This is a genomic window from Candidatus Pelagibacter communis, assembly GCF_001180165.1.
Taxonomy (GTDB): Bacteria; Pseudomonadota; Alphaproteobacteria; order Pelagibacterales; family Pelagibacteraceae; genus Pelagibacter; species Pelagibacter ubique_P.
The window spans coordinates 1-16,646 of sequence record NZ_CVSQ01000052.1 but is presented as its reverse complement, the minus strand read 5'-3'; the positions used below and the strand labels follow the sequence as shown (position 1 = coordinate 16,646).

Annotated in this window: 21 protein-coding genes; 14 read left to right on the top strand and 7 right to left on the bottom strand. The window is 30.3% G+C overall.

Going from position 1 to position 16,646, the window contains the following annotated elements; all coding sequences use genetic code 11:
• The first annotated feature begins 1 nt into the window (after position 1).
• Positions 2–1,621, top strand: a complete 1,620-nt coding sequence (locus tag AMN88_RS03075; RefSeq protein ID WP_075536372.1) for an electron transfer flavoprotein-ubiquinone oxidoreductase — start codon at positions 2–4, stop codon at positions 1,619–1,621.
• Here the strand turns inward: AMN88_RS03075 and AMN88_RS03070 are convergent, their stop codons facing one another.
• Positions 1,622–1,996, bottom strand: a complete 375-nt coding sequence (locus AMN88_RS03070) for a DUF2237 family protein (protein WP_072090395.1) — start codon at positions 1,994–1,996, stop codon at positions 1,622–1,624.
• Positions 1,996–2,463 (bottom strand): phosphoribosyl-AMP cyclohydrolase, encoded by a 468-nt coding sequence (gene hisI, locus AMN88_RS03065; protein ID WP_075536371.1) that lies wholly within the window; start codon positions 2,461–2,463, stop codon positions 1,996–1,998. Before hisI ends, AMN88_RS03070 begins: the two co-directional genes overlap by 1 nt.
• 77 nt (positions 2,464–2,540) lie before the next feature.
• Here hisI and folE point away from each other — a divergent pair, with 77 nt between their 5' ends.
• The 10 genes from folE (at position 2,541) to AMN88_RS03015 (ending at position 10,760) form a co-directional block, all read left to right on the top strand.
• Positions 2,541–3,161 carry a GTP cyclohydrolase I FolE gene (gene folE, locus AMN88_RS03060; protein WP_075536370.1) on the top strand — a complete coding sequence of 207 codons (621 nt, stop codon included), beginning with the start codon at positions 2,541–2,543 and terminating at the stop codon, positions 3,159–3,161.
• A gap of 1 nt (position 3,162) precedes the next feature.
• The gene (locus tag AMN88_RS03055; protein ID WP_075536369.1) at positions 3,163–4,164 is read left to right on the top strand and encodes an MDR family oxidoreductase; all 1,002 of its coding nucleotides are present in this window, start codon (positions 3,163–3,165) and stop codon (positions 4,162–4,164) included.
• A complete protein-coding gene (locus tag AMN88_RS03050) occupies positions 4,164–5,051 on the top strand; it encodes a LysR family transcriptional regulator (protein WP_072090391.1) in 888 nt (295 codons plus the stop codon). Before AMN88_RS03055 ends, AMN88_RS03050 begins: the two co-directional genes overlap by 1 nt.
• A gap of 123 nt (positions 5,052–5,174) precedes the next feature.
• Positions 5,175–6,203, top strand: a complete 1,029-nt coding sequence (locus tag AMN88_RS03045) for an extracellular solute-binding protein (protein ID WP_075536368.1) — start codon at positions 5,175–5,177, stop codon at positions 6,201–6,203.
• A 6-nt stretch (positions 6,204–6,209) separates the two neighbouring features.
• Positions 6,210–6,395, top strand: coding sequence for a hypothetical protein (locus AMN88_RS03040; protein WP_075536367.1), 186 nt, complete (start codon positions 6,210–6,212; stop codon positions 6,393–6,395).
• Between the two features lie 91 nt (positions 6,396–6,486).
• A complete protein-coding gene (locus AMN88_RS03035; protein WP_179850097.1) occupies positions 6,487–7,029 on the top strand; it encodes a peroxiredoxin in 543 nt (180 codons plus the stop codon).
• Positions 7,030–7,111: 82 nt separating this feature from the next.
• Positions 7,112–8,689 (top strand): ABC transporter permease, encoded by a 1,578-nt coding sequence (locus tag AMN88_RS03030; protein WP_256997786.1) that lies wholly within the window; start codon positions 7,112–7,114, stop codon positions 8,687–8,689.
• A complete protein-coding gene (locus AMN88_RS03025; protein WP_075536364.1) occupies positions 8,686–9,747 on the top strand; it encodes an ABC transporter ATP-binding protein in 1,062 nt (353 codons plus the stop codon). Before AMN88_RS03030 ends, AMN88_RS03025 begins: the two co-directional genes overlap by 4 nt.
• 12 nt (positions 9,748–9,759) lie before the next feature.
• The gene (locus AMN88_RS03020) at positions 9,760–10,446 is read left to right on the top strand and encodes an AzlC family ABC transporter permease (RefSeq protein ID WP_075536363.1); all 687 of its coding nucleotides are present in this window, start codon (positions 9,760–9,762) and stop codon (positions 10,444–10,446) included.
• Complete coding sequence (locus AMN88_RS03015) at positions 10,443–10,760, top strand: AzlD domain-containing protein (protein ID WP_075536362.1); 318 nt, start codon at positions 10,443–10,445, stop codon at positions 10,758–10,760. Before AMN88_RS03020 ends, AMN88_RS03015 begins: the two co-directional genes overlap by 4 nt.
• Here AMN88_RS03015 and AMN88_RS03010 read toward each other — a convergent pair.
• The gene (locus tag AMN88_RS03010; RefSeq protein ID WP_075536361.1) at positions 10,753–11,436 is read right to left on the bottom strand and encodes an MBL fold metallo-hydrolase; all 684 of its coding nucleotides are present in this window, start codon (positions 11,434–11,436) and stop codon (positions 10,753–10,755) included. The genes AMN88_RS03015 and AMN88_RS03010 overlap by 8 nt on opposite strands.
• Before the next feature lie 22 nt (positions 11,437–11,458).
• Here AMN88_RS03010 and AMN88_RS03005 point away from each other — a divergent pair, with 22 nt between their 5' ends.
• Positions 11,459–11,896: a DUF4396 domain-containing protein gene (locus tag AMN88_RS03005; protein ID WP_075536360.1), complete on the top strand. Its 438-nt coding sequence runs from the start codon at positions 11,459–11,461 to the stop codon at positions 11,894–11,896.
• A gap of 5 nt (positions 11,897–11,901) precedes the next feature.
• Here the strand turns inward: AMN88_RS03005 and AMN88_RS03000 are convergent, their stop codons facing one another.
• On the bottom strand, positions 11,902–12,429 hold the full coding sequence (locus tag AMN88_RS03000; RefSeq protein ID WP_075536359.1) for a cytochrome b: 528 nt from the start codon (positions 12,427–12,429) through the stop codon (positions 11,902–11,904).
• On the opposite strand from AMN88_RS03000, the gene AMN88_RS02995 reads away from it, so the two are divergent.
• Positions 12,424–12,891, top strand: coding sequence for a cytochrome c (locus AMN88_RS02995; protein ID WP_075536358.1), 468 nt, complete (start codon positions 12,424–12,426; stop codon positions 12,889–12,891). The genes AMN88_RS03000 and AMN88_RS02995 overlap by 6 nt on opposite strands.
• Positions 12,892–12,904: 13 nt before the next feature.
• A complete protein-coding gene (locus tag AMN88_RS02990; RefSeq protein WP_075536357.1) occupies positions 12,905–13,432 on the top strand; it encodes a hypothetical protein in 528 nt (175 codons plus the stop codon).
• A gap of 284 nt (positions 13,433–13,716) precedes the next feature.
• Here AMN88_RS02990 and AMN88_RS02985 read toward each other — a convergent pair whose 3' ends face one another.
• From AMN88_RS02985 to AMN88_RS02975, 3 genes are read right to left on the bottom strand one after another with little or no spacing between them, the layout of a single operon-like run.
• Positions 13,717–14,574: an NAD(P)-dependent oxidoreductase gene (locus AMN88_RS02985; protein WP_075536356.1), complete on the bottom strand. Its 858-nt coding sequence runs from the start codon at positions 14,572–14,574 to the stop codon at positions 13,717–13,719.
• 14 nt (positions 14,575–14,588) lie between these two features.
• Positions 14,589–15,452, bottom strand: coding sequence for a DMT family transporter (locus AMN88_RS02980; RefSeq protein WP_075536355.1), 864 nt, complete (start codon positions 15,450–15,452; stop codon positions 14,589–14,591).
• 12 nt (positions 15,453–15,464) lie between these two features.
• Positions 15,465–16,592: a UxaA family hydrolase gene (locus tag AMN88_RS02975; RefSeq protein ID WP_075536354.1), complete on the bottom strand. Its 1,128-nt coding sequence runs from the start codon at positions 16,590–16,592 to the stop codon at positions 15,465–15,467.
• Positions 16,593–16,646: the final 54 nt, after the last annotated feature.

Here is a 16,646-nt window from a genome sequence, read left to right as displayed (position 1 = left end):
TATGTCTAGAGAATCAATGGAATATGATGTTGTAATCATTGGTGGAGGACCATCAGGATTATCAGCTGCAATAAAGTTAAAACAATTAGATCCAAATCTAAATGTTTGTTTATTAGAAAAAGCATCAGAGATTGGAGCTCATATTTTAAGTGGAAATGTATTTGAAACGCGTGCTTTAGATGAATTACTACCAAATTGGAGAGAATTAAATTCTCCAATCAAAACAAAAGTAACTAAAGAAAAATTTTTATTTTTAGGAAAAACCAAATCTTTAAGTTGGCCAACTTGGCTACTACCTGCGGTGCAACAAAATCATAAAAATTATATTATCAGTTTAGCAAATCTGTGTAGATGGCTTGCAGAACAAGCTGAGAATCTAGGTGTAGAGATTTTTCCAGGATTTCCAGCAAGTGAAATTTTATATAACGAAGATGGATCTGTTAAAGGTGTTGCAACTCAAGATATGGGTATAGATAAAGATGGTAATAAAAAAGATAGTTTTGAACCAGGTATTGAGCTTTTAGGTAAAGTAACTGTTTTTGCCGAAGGTTGCAGAGGCCACTTAGGAAAACAATTGATTGAAAAATTTGAATTAAACAAAGGTAAAGATCCCCAACAATATGGAATTGGTTTTAAAGAAATTTGGGAAATAGAGGATAAAAATCATGAAGAGGGCTTAGTTATGCATACAGCTGGATGGCCATTAGATAACAATACATATGGTGGGAGTTTTATGTACCATGCAGAAAATAAACAAGTTTTTCTGGGCTATGTAATTGGTCTAGATTACAAAAATCCTCACCTTTCTCCATATGATGAATTTCAGAGGTTTAAAACACATCCAACAATTAAAAAAATTATAGAAGGTGGAAAAAGAATTTCTTACGGCGCAAGAGCTTTAATTGAAGGTGGATTTCAAAGTTTGCCAAAAATGTTCATGCCTGGAGCTTTGTTGGTTGGTTGTGATGCTGGAACTTTAAATATGCCAAAAATTAAAGGCTCTCATACAGCTATGAAGAGTGGGATTATTGCAGCCGAAACAATTAATGAACATTTAAAAGAAAACAAAGATTTATCTATTTATGAAGATAAATTTAAAAATAGCTGGTTACATAAAGAGCTTTATGAAGCTCGGAACGTGAAACCCAGTTTTAGCTGGGGATTAATTTTAGGAATAATTTTCACAGGTATCGATCAAATTTTATTTAGAGGAAAACTTCCTTTTACACTTAAACATAAACATGCTGATCATGAAACATTAAAACCTGCCAATCAAATGCCAAAAATAGATTATCCAAAATACGATAATGTAATTACTTTTGATAAAACAAGTTCAGTTTATCTAACAGGCACCAATCATGCAGACAATCAACCAGTTCATCTAAAACTTAAAGATCCTGATTTACCAATCAATTATACTTTAGAAAAATTTGATGAACCTGCTCAAAGATATTGTCCTGCAGGTGTGTATGAAGTTCAAAAAGAAAATGATGTAAATAAATTTGTAATTAATTCACAAAATTGTATCCATTGTAAAACTTGTGATATTAAAGAACCATCTCAAAATATTACTTGGGTTACTCCAGAGGGTAGCGGCGGTCCAAGATATGGAAATATGTAATTAAGATAAGTCTATTGCAAACTTTTTTAAAGTTTCAATAGGTACATATTTAAGAGTGTTTTCATGGGTTCTTTTCAAAAATATTGGACATCCTTTACCGGCCTCAACTGCTCTTGCATACCAACTAGCACACAAACACCATCCATCTCCATCTTTTAAACCCGGAAACCCAAATTCAGGGTGTGGAGTAATTAAATCGTTACCCGCTTCTTTCATCCACTCTAGGCATTCGGTAGTAACTTTGGCACAAACTGTATGAAGTCCATGATCATTCTCGTCAGTGTTACAACAACCATCACGAAACCAACCTGTTAAAGGATCATTTGAACATTCTTCCAGGTCTTCACCTAGAACATTTTTTTGTTTTTCACTCATTAAATTTTAGTAGGATTTGGTTGACCTTTATAAACTTCTTCAGGGTCGAATTTTTTTTCTTTTTCAAGAAATTCCATTTCAACTTTTCTTCCGTTTTCTATTGGTCCCATAGGAACTGATCTATAAAAACATGATCTATAACCAACATGACAACTAGCTCCATCACCGATATCAACTGTTATCCATATTGAGTCTTGATCATCATCAATTCTTATTTCAGTAACCTTTTGAGTAAAACCACTTGTTTTACCTTTGTGCCAGATAGCTTTTCTCGATCTACTAAAATAGTGTGCCTCTTTAGTTTCAATTGTCTTTTTAAGAGCTTCTACATTCATATAACCATGCATCAAAATATCCTTTGTTTTTGAACACATAGTAATAACTGGGATTAACCCATCATTATCAAATTTTGGTGATAGAAGATTTCCCTCTTCAATATCGTAGATATTTTCTCTTTTTTTGAACATAAGAGGTGATTATGTAGCACATATCTAAATATATTAAATATTTTTAAATTAAGGTAATTACTGTATAAAAAGGCGCTATGAAATTAGTAAAAGACTCAGACGACAAAAGTATAGATACAAAAAAGGTCTCAGACAAAGAGGCTGAAGAGGCTATCAGAACCATTTTATCTTGGATGGGTGAAGATCCTAAAAGAGAGGGCTTGTTAGAGACTCCTAAAAGAGTTGTAAAAGCATTCAAAGAATATTTTCAAGGTTACAATGAGGATGCAAAAAAAGTATTAGATAAAACTTTCGGTGATGTTGAAGGTTACAGCGATATGGTTGTTCAAAAGAATATTTCAGTACAAAGTCACTGCGAACATCACATGGCTCCAATTATAGGAAAAGCTCATGTTGCCTACATACCCAATGAAAGAGTTGTAGGATTAAGCAAAATTGCAAGAGTAGTTGAAATATTTTCAAAGAGATTACAAACGCAAGAAAGATTAACAGTTCAGATAGCAAATACTTTAATGGATGCTTTGGATGCAAAAGGTGTAGCTGTTACAATAGATTCAACTCATCAGTGTATGACTATGAGAGGCATTAAAAAAGAACAAGCAACAACAGTAACTAATTTTTACTTAGGCCAATTTAAAGAAGATTTAAGTTATCAAAATAGATATTTACGATTTATCAGCACTACGTTAAAAGATTAAAGTGTCCGATCAATTCAAAGCAATAGTCCTTAATCAAGAAGGCGAAAATTTTTCGCGAGAAGTAAAGTCTTTAGATAAAAGTTTTTTAAAACATGGAGATGTAACAGTAAAAGTAGAATATTCAGATTTAAATTTTAAAGATGGAATGATTCTAAAAAATGGAGGAAGATTAGTTAAGGAATATCCTCATATTCCGGGGATTGATTTTTCAGGAAAAGTTATTGGAAGTGATAATCCTAAATTTAAAGAAGGTGACGAAGTAATACTTACTGGATTTAGAGTAGGAGAAGTTTTTTTTGGAGGGTTTTCACAAATTGCAAAAGTAAGTGGAGATTTTTTAGTTAAAAAACCAGATAGCTTGACAAGTAAACAAGCAATGATTTTAGGAACAGCAGGTTTAACTTCTTTAATGAGTGCTTTTGCTATTCAAGCAAGAGAAAGTATTTTGTTAGGAGAAAAAGTTAACGATGTTTTGGTAACTGGTGCAACAGGTGGAGTTGGTAGTGTAGCTGTGATGGCTTTAACTAAATTAGGATATAATGTAACTGCAGTAACAGGAAAAGATTCTAAGTCAGATTATTTAAAATCATTAGGTGCTAAAAACATTATAAATAGGGCTGAATTTGATAAAGATCCAAGACCAATAGATAAGGGTTTATGGGATGGAGTAGTAGATACTGTAGGTGGAAAAATTTTAGCAAACGCAATAGCTCAAACAAAATCAAATGGAATTATAGCAGTTTGTGGAAATGCAAACAGTAATGAGCTTAACACAAATTTACTTCCATTTATGTTAAGAGGTATTAAGGTTTGGGGAATGGACTCTGCTAATTGCAGTATTAAAAGAAGAGAATTTATTTGGGCAGAGGCTCCAAAATTAATAGATTTTGATTTACTAGAAAAATCAGTTTTAACAGTTAGTTTAGAAGAATTGATTGAAACTTATCCAAAAATTTTAAAAGGTGAAATTTCTGGAAGGGTATTAGTTGATTTAAATAAGTAATGGATTGGGACAAATTAAAAATTTTTCACGCAGTAGCTGAGGCTGGAAGCTTTACGAATGCTACTGTCAATTTAAACCTTAGCCAATCAGCAATTAGCAGACAAATACAATCATTAGAACAAGATTTAAAAGTTCAATTGTTTGAAAGACATGCAAGAGGATTAACTCTTACAGAAAACGGTGAATATGTATTTAAAACAGCTCATGAAGTAATAAGTAAACTTAAAGAAGTAGAAACTTCATTAGGGGATCAAAAAAATAAACCAACAGGCAAATTAACAATTACGACGGTTAGAAGTTTCGGAACTCACTGGTTAACACCAAGAATTCAAGAATTTATGAGACTTAATCCTGAAATTGAAATTGAATTAGTTTTTGATGATAAGGAACTTGATTTAAGTACTCGACAAGCTGATATTGGAATTTTCATGAGAAGACCAAAACAGCTTAATTATATTCAAAAAAAATTAGTTGATATTAAGTACTATATTTATGGATCAAATAAGTACTTAGAAAAAAATGGAATGCCAAAAACAATAGGTGACTTAAATAAACATAAATTCATTTCTTTTGGAAAAGGTGCTCCTTCACCAGTTTATAACCCTGATTGGGCACTCAAAATTGGAATGCATGATGGAAAAAAAAGAAAAACAATAATGAAAGTAAATAGTGTAATGGGATTATTGTTGGCAGTTGAGTCTGGTGTTGGATTAGCAGCTCTTCCGGAATATTTGGTATCAAATTCTAATAACGTAATTAAAGTACTTCCAAAAGTAGAAGGACCTATAACAGAAGCACACTTTGTGTACCCGCAATCCTTAAAAAACACAGCTAGAGTTCAAGCTTTTAGAAATTTCTTATTCAGTAAAATTGGTGACTGGAAATAGATAATAGTCAAAAACCCCTTAAATTATTAATAAACCTTAATCTGCGACATTATTGCGATTGATAATCATTCTCATTGAGAATAGTTCTCATTCTCAAAAATAACGTAATAATTAAGGAGTTTAATGGGAAAATTATCAATTTTAGCGTTAATTACATCTTTATTTGTATCAACTTTTGCGATTGCGAATGAGGTAAATGTATTTAATGCAAGGCATTATAAGGCTGATGCTGAAATGTATGGAAAATTTACAGCAGCTACAGGGATTAAAGTAAATTTAATTAATGGCAAATCAGGAGCTTTAGAAAAAAGAATAGCCGAAGAAGGAGCAGATTCTTCAGCTGATCTTTATATTACTGCGGATGCTGGAAGATGTGGTGCTATGGATGCAAAAGGTTTGCTTCAAGGCGGATTATCATCTGCAACAATCAAAGCTTCTGTTCCAAAAAACTTTAGAACTAATAAGTGGGTTGGAGTAGCAAAAAGAGCAAGAATTATTTATTACTCACCTGAGAGAGTTAGTGGAGCTGAGTTATCAGGTTTGACTTATGAAGGTTTAGCTGATCCAAAATGGAAAGGTAGATTAGTAATAAGAAAATCTAGCAATATTTATAATAAATCTCTTGTAGCTTCATTAATTGCAAATAATGGAAAAAAAGCTACAGCTGAATGGGCAAAAGGTGTTGTTGCTAATATGGCAAGAGAGCCAAAAGGAAACGATAGAGCTCAAATTATGGCAGTAGCAGCTGGCGAAGCTGATATTGCAGTAGCTAACACTTATTATTTAGCACTTATGCTTTCAGGTAAAAAAGGTGCTGAACAACAAGCAGCTGCAAAAAAAGTTAAAGCGTTTTTCCCTAACCAGCAAGGTAGAGGAACACACATGAATATTAGTTGTGCTGCTTTAGTTAAAGGTGCACCTAATAAAGCAAACGCGATTGCACTTGTTGACTTTTTGTTATCACCAGAGTCTCAGGAACACTTTACGAATAATACGTTTGAGTTTCCAATGATTGATGGTGTTTCTCCAAGTCCATTAGTTGTGAATAATTTAGGGTTAGATTTTAAACAAGATTTAGTAACTAAAGTTTCAACTTATGGAAAAAATCAAGCTGCTGCATTAGAAGTTATGACAGCTGCTGGTTGGAAGTAACACATAGTGAAAAAGAATTTATTTAATTTTGATTTAAGTAATTCTTCTGTCATGAGCGGTTCACTTGAGGGTCAGATAACATGTGAACCATGCTCATCAGAGTGTGAAAAGATTAAAAGAAAAATAAATAATAGAAAATTATCTGAGATTGAAAAAGACGAGGCTTTAGACATCCTCACTCCTTTTAAATGATGATATATTTCTTTTTAGACGGTGCCCACGTCACTCTCCTTTAGGATCTTTACCCTTTCCTAAAAATTGTCGTGGGCATTAAAAAAATATGATTGAAGGATTTAAAATACCCCAAGTAACTTTTAGAATTAGAGAAGGTGATACTTCGGATAATGAAATTGCATGTGCAATTGGTGGGAAGTGGACAAATAAATCTACTGATGATTTTTTTAAAAATAAAAGAGTAATTTTATTTAGTTTACCCGGTGCATTTACACCAACATGCTCCTCTCAGCAATTACCTGGATTTGAAAAAAATGCTGATGAATTAAAAAAACTTGGTATTGACGAAATTTATTGTTGTTCAGTAAATGACTCATACGTCATGAATGCTTGGGCAAAAAAAATGAGTATTTCTAATGTTAAAGTAATACCAGATGGATCAGGACTTTTTACAAAATATATGGGAATGTTAATCTCCAAAGACCATGATGGATTTGGCCAAAGAAGTTGGAGATATATGGCAGTCATTAATGACGGTATTGTTGAAAAATGGTGGCAAGAGCCTGGAATTAATAATTCAGGCTCAGATGATGACCCGTATATAGAAACAACACCAGAAAATACACTAAAATACCTTTCTGTTTCAAAGTAAAATCATATTAAAAAAATTTTTTTATATTATAAGACCCTTAATGTTAAAGAATTTAAATATCTGGTTTCTATCCTCTTTATTGGTGTCTATAGGCGTATTAATTCCAATCGTAACAGTTTTTTTTAGTTTTTTTGAAGAGACCTCAAATTATTATCAAGTATTAAAAGATACTTTTTTATTTGAATATATTTTTAATTCTTTCACACTACTATTCTGCGTCTTAATCCTAACATTTATAATAGGCAGTACATCTGCATACTTGGTTTCATTTTATAAATTTCCTTTTAGTGAGTTCTTTAAATGGGGTCTTATACTTTCTTTCGCTGTTCCACCTTACATTTATGCATATTCTTTGACGGCCTTTTTTGAAAATTATGGAACAGCTTTTACAATATTGACAAATTTATTTGGAGAAGGGGAATACAACAAACATATCCCAAAGTTCGATGGTCTTCTTGGAGCAGTACTTTCTCTTTCATTTTCATTATACGCTTATGTATATATACTTTCTAGAGCCTCATTTTTATATCAATCTCAAAACTTAATTGATTTAGGAAGAAGTTTAGGTTTTTCAAAATTCAAATCTTTATATTCTTTGATATTACCAGCTGCTAGGCCAGCTATAGTCGCTGGATTATCTCTTGTTGCAATGGAAACATTAGCAGAATTTGGTGCAGTTGATTTTTTTTCAATAAACACCTTAACCACTGGAATTTATAATTCATGGATTACATTTGATGACTTGGCTTTTTCAAATAGATTGTCCTTTTTCTTACTAATATTTATATTTGCATGTTTTATAATTGAGAATTTTTCTAGAAAAAAAGCCAAATACCATTTTAATTCAAGAGGTGGATTTAAACAAAAAGAAAAAATTACATTGTCTGGAAAAAAATCTTTTTTTGCATTTTTGTTTTGTTTTATTATTTTCTTTTTAAGTTTTTTATTTCCTTTAAGCCAAATGTTATATTGGACAATTAAATTTCCAGAAAATCTTTATGATATTGATGTAATTTCACTCACTTTAAATACAATTTATTTGGTGATTTTATCTAGCATAGTCTTGATTTTGTTTTCTTTAATTTCAAATTATGGAAATAGAGTATCTAGAAATAAGGTTTTAAATTTTTTATCAACTATATCCATATCAGGTTATGCTATTCCAGGTGTTATTTTAGCTGTAGCATTTATTACTTTTATCGCTTGGTTTGATGAAAACATTGTTAAAACTCTAGGATTTTTGTCTATTAAAAAAATCTTTATTGGTTCTGTTCTTGGTCTTGTTTTAGTTTATTTTGTAAGATTTTATTCATTAGCATTTAATGGAATTAAGTCAGGCTATGAAAAAATAAATATTTCAGTTGATGAAAGTTCATATCTGCTTGGTTATTCCAAAAAGAAAACCTTCATGAATATTCACGTTCCTTTCTTAAGAAATTCTCTTTTATTTGTAGCTATATTGATTTCTTTAGAAATAATAAGAGAGCTGCCAATAACACTTATTTTAAGACCATTTAATTTTGAAACTTTTGCTACAACAGCTTATATATCTGCATCTGAGGATCTGTTAGAAGCTGCAGCAGTTCCATCATTATTTTTAATTTTAATTGCAACTATATTTATTATGTTTACATCTAAATATATTCTAAGAGAAAAATGAAAAATAATTTTTTAGAGATTAAAGGTGTTGATTTTATAATTGGTGGAAAAACCAAAGTTAAAAACGCTTCATTTGCAATTGAAAATGAAGGAGAAACTTTGTGTATTTTAGGTCCCTCAGGAATTGGAAAAACAACAATCCTTCGAACAATTGCTGGCTTAGAGAATGTTGAGAAGGGTTTAATTAAATTAAATGGAAAATTGATATCTTCTAAAGATAAACATGTTGAGCCTGAAGATAGAAATGTATCTTTAGCTTTTCAAGATAATAGCTTATTTCCACATTACACTGTTGAAAAAAATATATTGTTAGGCACTGAGAGAAATAAAATAAAAAAGAAAAAAAAACTAACTTTTAAAGAGATTATTGATTTACTAGATATTTCAAAAATACTTAAAAAATATCCTCATGAAATAAGTGCTGGGGAGGCCCAAAGAGCTTCTCTTGCAAGGTCTTTACTAACACAACCTGATCTTTTGTTATTAGATGAACCGTTATCAAATGTTGATCAAAGTTTTAAAGAAGAAATTCAAGTAAGATTAAAAAAAATATTAAGTAAATTAAAAATTACAACAATAATCGTTACTCATGACTCTTATGAAGCTTTTTATTTAGGTCATAAATGTGCAATTATATTAGATGGTCAAATAAAACAGTTTGACGATCCTTATAATGTCTATCATTTTCCAAATTCAGTCGAAGTAGTAAATTTTTTAAATCGTGGAATTTTAATTCCAGCAAAAGTAACTGGAGAAAATTCATTAGAAAGTGAAGATCTTGGAACAATTAATGGAAATTTTATTAAACATTATCCAAAAGGATCAAATGTGCAATTATTATTACAACCAGAGGATCTTGAGCACGATGACAAAAGTAATCTAAAATTAGAGGTAGTTGATAGAAAATTTAGAGGAACCAACTTTATTTATACCTTAAAAACAAGCAGCGATTTGTTAATACCAGTATTTGTTCATTCTCATCATGAACATCAACATGAAGCAGACGAAAAGTTTGGAATTAAAAGACCGATTCATATTGATCACATAGTTTGTTTTTAATAAAACAAACAAATGCTTACTAAAAAACAATTATTCACTCGAGGGATGTTAGATATTTCCCCACATATGCTTTCAGTAATTCCATTTGGAATAATTTGTGGAGCAATCGGTGTTGAACTTGGATTTCATCCGTATTTAGTTTATGCAATGTCTTTCATCATTTTTGGAGGAGCTTCACAAATAGTATTTTTGCAGTTGTTATCAGGAGGTGCATCTAGTTTAGTTGCCGTTGCTTCTGTTGGAATTATAAATTCTAGACATTTATTATATGGAGCTGTTTTATCTGAATATTTGGAAAAATTATCTTTTATAAAAAAATTATTAATTTCTTATGTTGTTGTAGATCAAGGCTTTGCAGAGTCTAATAAGTTTTTCAAAAAAAATAGAAGTGAGGAATTTTTACATTATCATTTAATTGGTACAGGTTGCACAATGTGGGTTTGTTGGCAGATAGCAACATTATCAGGCATTGTTTTAGGATCATTTGTTCCAGAGGAACTTGGGTTAAAATTTGCAATTCCTCTAACGTTTATAGCAATTGTTGTTCAGGATTTAAAAAAATTAGACCATGTAATTGTAATGATTACTTGTGGCTTGAGTTCACTGTTATTTTTTGATGCGCCATTTAAATCTTACATAATTATTTCACCGATAATTGCTTTATTTGTAGCAGCGCTGCTATTGAGGTTAAAAAAATGACTCTTACTTCAATTATTTTTGCCGGAATATTAACTTACTTCACTAGAATGACTATGATTGCTTTAATAAGTAGAGATATGTTGGGAGATAAAATTAAAGCAGTGCTAGAATATGTTCCCTCTGCGGTATTCCCAGCAATAATATTTCCAGGAATATTTATAAATGATTTTGGAACTTTTATAGAAATGAATGATCCTAAAATTTTTGGAGCATTAGTTGCTGTAATTGTAGGTTATTTTTCAAAAAATATTATTGCAACAATATCAGCTGGATTAGTTTCTTATTGGTTTTTAATATTTGTAGTATTTAATTAGCACCTAATTTTATATTTCTACTTACATTGATATCTATTAGTTGTGGTTTTGCTAAATTAAGATTTGACATAAGCTCAACATATTCATCAACATTTTTAACCTGCAATCTTGGATTAAATTTTTTTTCATTACCAATTGTACTAGATTCTTTGCCGTTATAATCATGACCAGGATATAAAATGGTTTCCTCAGGTAATTTTAACAATCTATTAAAGATCGAATTATATGCATCTTTTGAATTTCCGTTTTGAAAATCTGTTCTACCAGTGCCATTAATTAAAAGAGTATCTCCTGAAAATAAATATTTATCCATTAAGAAACTATAGCTGTCAGAAGTATGACCAGGTGTATACATCGCTTTAATTTCTATTTGGTCAATTTTTATTATTTCATCATCTTTTACTTTAATTTCTACAGTATCAGCAGGTGTGTGTTCTCCCATAAGTGTAGAGCAATTTGTTGCTTGCTTTAGTTTACTTGCACCAGTTACATGATCAGCATGAATATGGGTATCAATTACCTTAACTAGTTTTAAATCTAATTCTTGAAGCAGCTTAATGTAGCTTTCAACATTCTCAATTACTGGATCAATAATGACTGCCTCGCGACCTTTTGCCGAAGCAATTAAATAAGTATAAGTTGATGATTTATTATCGAAAACTTGTCTAAAAATCATTTATCATTAATATCAAATTATAATGAATACCTCTACATTTCATTGGTCTTGTAGACATACCTGGAAAAGAAGCGCAAAAAACACAGCTTGGTGTGTACTTGGTTGTGCAATTGGAGATTTTGGAACAATATTATTTTTTCAATTAACTCAAATTCCTTTTCCAGTTTTAGGAATAATGATTTTAGCAATTATTAACGGACTGATCACAAGTATTATTTTAGAAACAATAATTTTAATGACACAAAATTTTAATTTTATTAACGCATTCAAAACAGCTTGTGGGATGAGCTTAATTTCAATGATCAGCATGGAAATTATGATGAACTTGACTGACTATGTATTAACTGGAGGTGCAATTTTAACTTGGTGGGTGGTGCCAATAATGCTAATCGTAGGTTTTTTAACTCCTTGGCCTTATAATTATTGGAGATTAAAAAAATTTGGAATTAATTGTCATTAATAAATTTATAGCATTCTTTTTAATAAATTATCATTAAAAAAAATTTTATGCACTATCACTGCTAATATATGAATTGAAATTAGAACGATCATTAAATAATTAGATAAAATATGAATTTCATAAAATTGATCAGCTAATCCAAAGTTATCTTGAATTTTTATTTCTTTGAATAAAATTATTAATGTTTCTCCATTAAATAATTTTTTTAGAATCCCAGAAATTGTGATTGATAAAATTGTCACATATAAAAGTAGATGATTTAATTTTGCTAAAAACTTTTGTCCTTTAAAAATACTAGGTTCTAATTTTGGTGTAGGATTAAATATCTTAATGAGCAATCTTATTATTACTAAGTAAAATATAGATAATCCTATTATTATATGGATATTTTCAATATTAATCCTTTGTTCGCCAAAGTCTAAATCTACAAGATAGAAACCAAGTGGAATTTGAATAAATAGTAGTAACGCACTAACCCAATGCAAAATCTTTGAAATAACACCATACTCTGTTATGGTATTTTTTATATGCATCCTTTAGTAAAACACATAAATAGTTCGTTTAAAATAATTTTATTATCAACAATTATTATATTAATTGGATTTAATTCAAATGCAGAGATGACTGCTGAGGAAATAATTAAAAGTAGACAGGCATTATTTAGTAAAAATTATAGAACTGCTAAAAAAGTTCAATCGCTAGCATCGAATCTTGATTTTGAAGAAGCTACAGTATTGATGAAGGAAATGAGCGAAAATTATAAAGTTTTGATAGATTTATTTCCCGAAAATACTCAAGAGGGTTTTGATACTGGAGCTTTGCTAACAATTTGGGATGAAAAAGATGAATTCAATGCATTAATGCAAAAAGCCTCAGATGATATGACAAAACTCGTTTCAGTAATCGAGGATGCAGATGATATTCGAGGCACACTAACTAAATTTATGTGGAGTAATTGTAAGGCTTGTCACAACAGGTACAGAGAGGAACATTAGTTACCAAGCAGGAATGATACCTCAAAAAGTTAAAGATCATATTGAAGAATATATTAGCCAAGAAGTTTATGTTCAGGTAGCTATAATTAAGGGCAAAGAAAAGGTTTCAACAGAAACAGCTATTGATAAATATTTTAACACAAATCATTTTAGAGATTTTTCAGAGGGTAAACCTTATTTTCATTTTATTGATGGATTAAGAGATAAATGCCTTGGGAAACTTAAGAATTCTCCCATGAGAGATAAAGCAACAGAGGACGAAACTATTAAATTATTACAAAAAAAATTAAATGATTTAACTGATGACGAGCTTGAAGACACTTATTGGGAAATAGAAACAGGAGAATTTTTTTCAGGAGAGCAAATAAAAGAATTAGAAAAAAATTGCAGTGAATTAATTAAAGACCTTAATCTTTCAAATAAAAATAAAAAAGAAGTTCAAAAAACTATCATGAGTTTTTGTGAAAACTACGAAAAGTTGTGTCAAAAAAAATACCCAGAAGCTCCACTTCCACTAGAAATATTAAAATCTGTAAATTAGTTTTTAAAGGGTTCGCTCTTTAAGTGTATACCTAAAGAGCTCCCTTTTATCGCCTCTTTGGCATTATAATTCCGAGAGGAATTTATTTTTCGTTATTTTTTTGAAATATGAGCTGTTCAGCTAAGTATCAGGTGGTGAAAGTATTAACATAAACCTCCTTCTATAAAAAAGGTAATTATAAATTGTACAATTTCAATTAATTTATTTTAATTTTGAGCAAATATATTTATTGAATACAACCTAGTGCTTTAGTAGATTCCCGCTAACTTAAGTTACTTCCAAAATTATTTTTTATTTATTAATTCACTAATAAAATTTTCACCGTAACCATCATCGACAGCTTTTTGAAAATAATTTTTATTTACTTCAGCAACTTTTTCAGCTTCAGGAATATTTTTTAATAAATCTTGAATATAAGTTAAATCTTTTACAGAATTACTTGCAGTAAACTTAAAGCCAGTAAAGTCTCCTTTTAACAAATTATCAAAAACTCTATTAAGTGCTGCAGAATTTCCAGAACCAAGTTTTGCAACATCAAATACTTTTTTTAAATCTAAACCCATTTCTGTAGCACTTTTAGCCAAATGATTAACTAATGCAGCATTTCCAAGGGATAAAAAGTTATTTAAAAGCTTTGACTTTGCGCCCATTCCAACAGATCCAAAATGATAATATTCTTTACAGAAAAAATTAAAATATGGTTCAGCAATTTTAAAATTTTCATCTGACGCTCCAACAATTCCTCCCAATATACCTTCCTCTGCTTGAACAGGTCCTCCCATCACAGGACATTCAACATAATTAATATTTTTTTCTTTGAATATTGCCTCAGTTTCCATTGAACCAGTTTTGTTGTGAGTAGTGATATCAATAATTAAAGTTTTGCTATCTAAAATATCAGATATTTTTTCAGAAATTAATTTTGCTATAGGAGTGTTGGTAACACACATAAACATTGCATCTAAATTTTTACTAGAAAAATCTTCAAAAGATTTTACTTCTTCAGCTCCATCGCTAACAATTTTCTCAATTGGTTTTCTATTTTTATTCGCAATGACAAAAAGTTTATTTTTGTGTTTTAAAATATTTTTAGCTATTCCATAGCCCATATATCCAACACCAATAAAACCTATATTTTTCATTTAAACCTCACTATTTAACTTTTTTTACCTTCTGTTCTTATGAACATAATACCAAAAACAATAATTCCTATCACCCCAACAATTTTATTATAATCAAACGGTACGCCGAAAATTAAGAAATTAATAATTGTAGACCAAACTAATTGAGAATATTGAAAATTAGTTACAAATGACAAGTTAGAAAGTTGTATTGCATATATAATTAAAGAATGACTTACAAAACCTGCCACACCTAGAATTACCAAATAAAGCCAAAAGATATTCTTCTCTAATGGCACCCAATTAAAAAATATAAAAATACTAAAAATTATTGCACCTAAAATTGAAGTATAAAATATAGCAGCAAATGGATCGTTATCGCCTGATACAACTTTGGTAAAAAATTGATAAAGAGCCCAACAAATTGGAGGAACAATAGGGAATATTAAATCTAAACTAAATATTCTCATACTTGGACCTAGCGAATAAACAATTGAGCCAAAGCTTAATAACATTAAAAGTATACCCTTGGTACTTAATATATCTTTTAAAAAGTATGCTGAAAGTAGTGAAACGATTAGAGGAGCTGTAAAGAAAACAACATAAATATCTACCAAGTCAAATTTCTGTAAAGAATAAAACATAAACGAGGTAGCAGTGACCATTAATATTGATCTAATTATTTGGACTTTAAAATTTTTTTTTAAATTTACTTTTGGCTTAAAAATTAAAAAAAATATAATTAAAGATACCAAGTGAAAAAAAAATCTCCCCCAAATTGCTTGAGTAACTGGCATAACTGTTCCAAGATATTTTGCAGTAGAGTCCATACAAACAAACATAAAAAAACCACCAGCAGCTAATAAAATTACGTTAATTAAGGATGTTTGTTGAGGCACAGGAAAAATAAATTACATTACAACGCCAACTTGCCAAGGATTAAACTCCTCGTCACCGTAGCCGTTGATTTCACTTTTTGATTTATTCCCTGAAGCAGTCTTTACAACTAATTCAAATATTTTTTGACCAACTTCTTCAACTTTTTCTTTTCCTTCAGCAATTGTCCCACAATTAATATCCATATCTTCTGACATTTTTTCAAACATTGCTGAGTTCGTAGAAAGTTTTAAACTTGGAACTGGCTTGCAACCAAAGCAAGATCCACGTCCTGTTGTAAAGCAAATAACATTAGCACCTGATGCAACTTGACCAGTTACAGATACAGGATCATAACCAGGAGAGTCCATAAAATTAAAACCTTTATTTTTTAAAGGTTCAGCATAATGCAAAACATCTTGAAGTATTGAATTTCCTCCTTTTGCAACAGCGCCTAAGGATTTTTCTAATATGGTTATAAGGCCGCCTTTTTTATTTCCTGGCGCAGGATTGTTGTCCATAGAACTATTATTAATTGAAGTATAATGTTTCCACCATTCAATTCTTTTAATAAGTTTATCAGCAGTCTCTTGTGAGCTTGCTCTATTAATTAATAAATGTTCAGCTCCATAAATCTCTGGAGTTTCGGATAAAATTGAACTTCCACCTTTTTTAACCAAGAGATCTGCTGCAACTCCTAGTGCAGGATTTGCAGTTATTCCTGAATATCCATCTGAACCACCACATTGAAGAGCTAAAGTTAGATGACTTACTGGTTGTGAAGTTCTTTGAATATTATTAGCTTCTGAAAGCAAATTTTTAATTTGAGATAATACTTTTTCGACTATTTTTTTAGTTCCACCTTCATCTTGGATTGTTAGAAAATGAATTCGGTTATGTTTTTTTAATGATTCATCAAACAAACTGACTTGAGCACATTCGCATCCTAAACCTATAACAAAAACATGAGAAAAATTGGGATGATTTTTAAATCCATCTATAGTTCTTTGAAAAATTTGCATTCCTTCACTTTCAGTATTCATTCCACATCCTGTTGAGTGAGTAATTGGAACTATGCCATCAATATTTGGATAATCTTTTAAAATGTCAGAATATTTAATCCTCTCAACTATCATTTTAGTTACAGTAGCTGAGCAGCTCATATTTCAAAAAAATAACGAAAAATAAATTCCTCTCGGAATTATAATGCCAAAGAG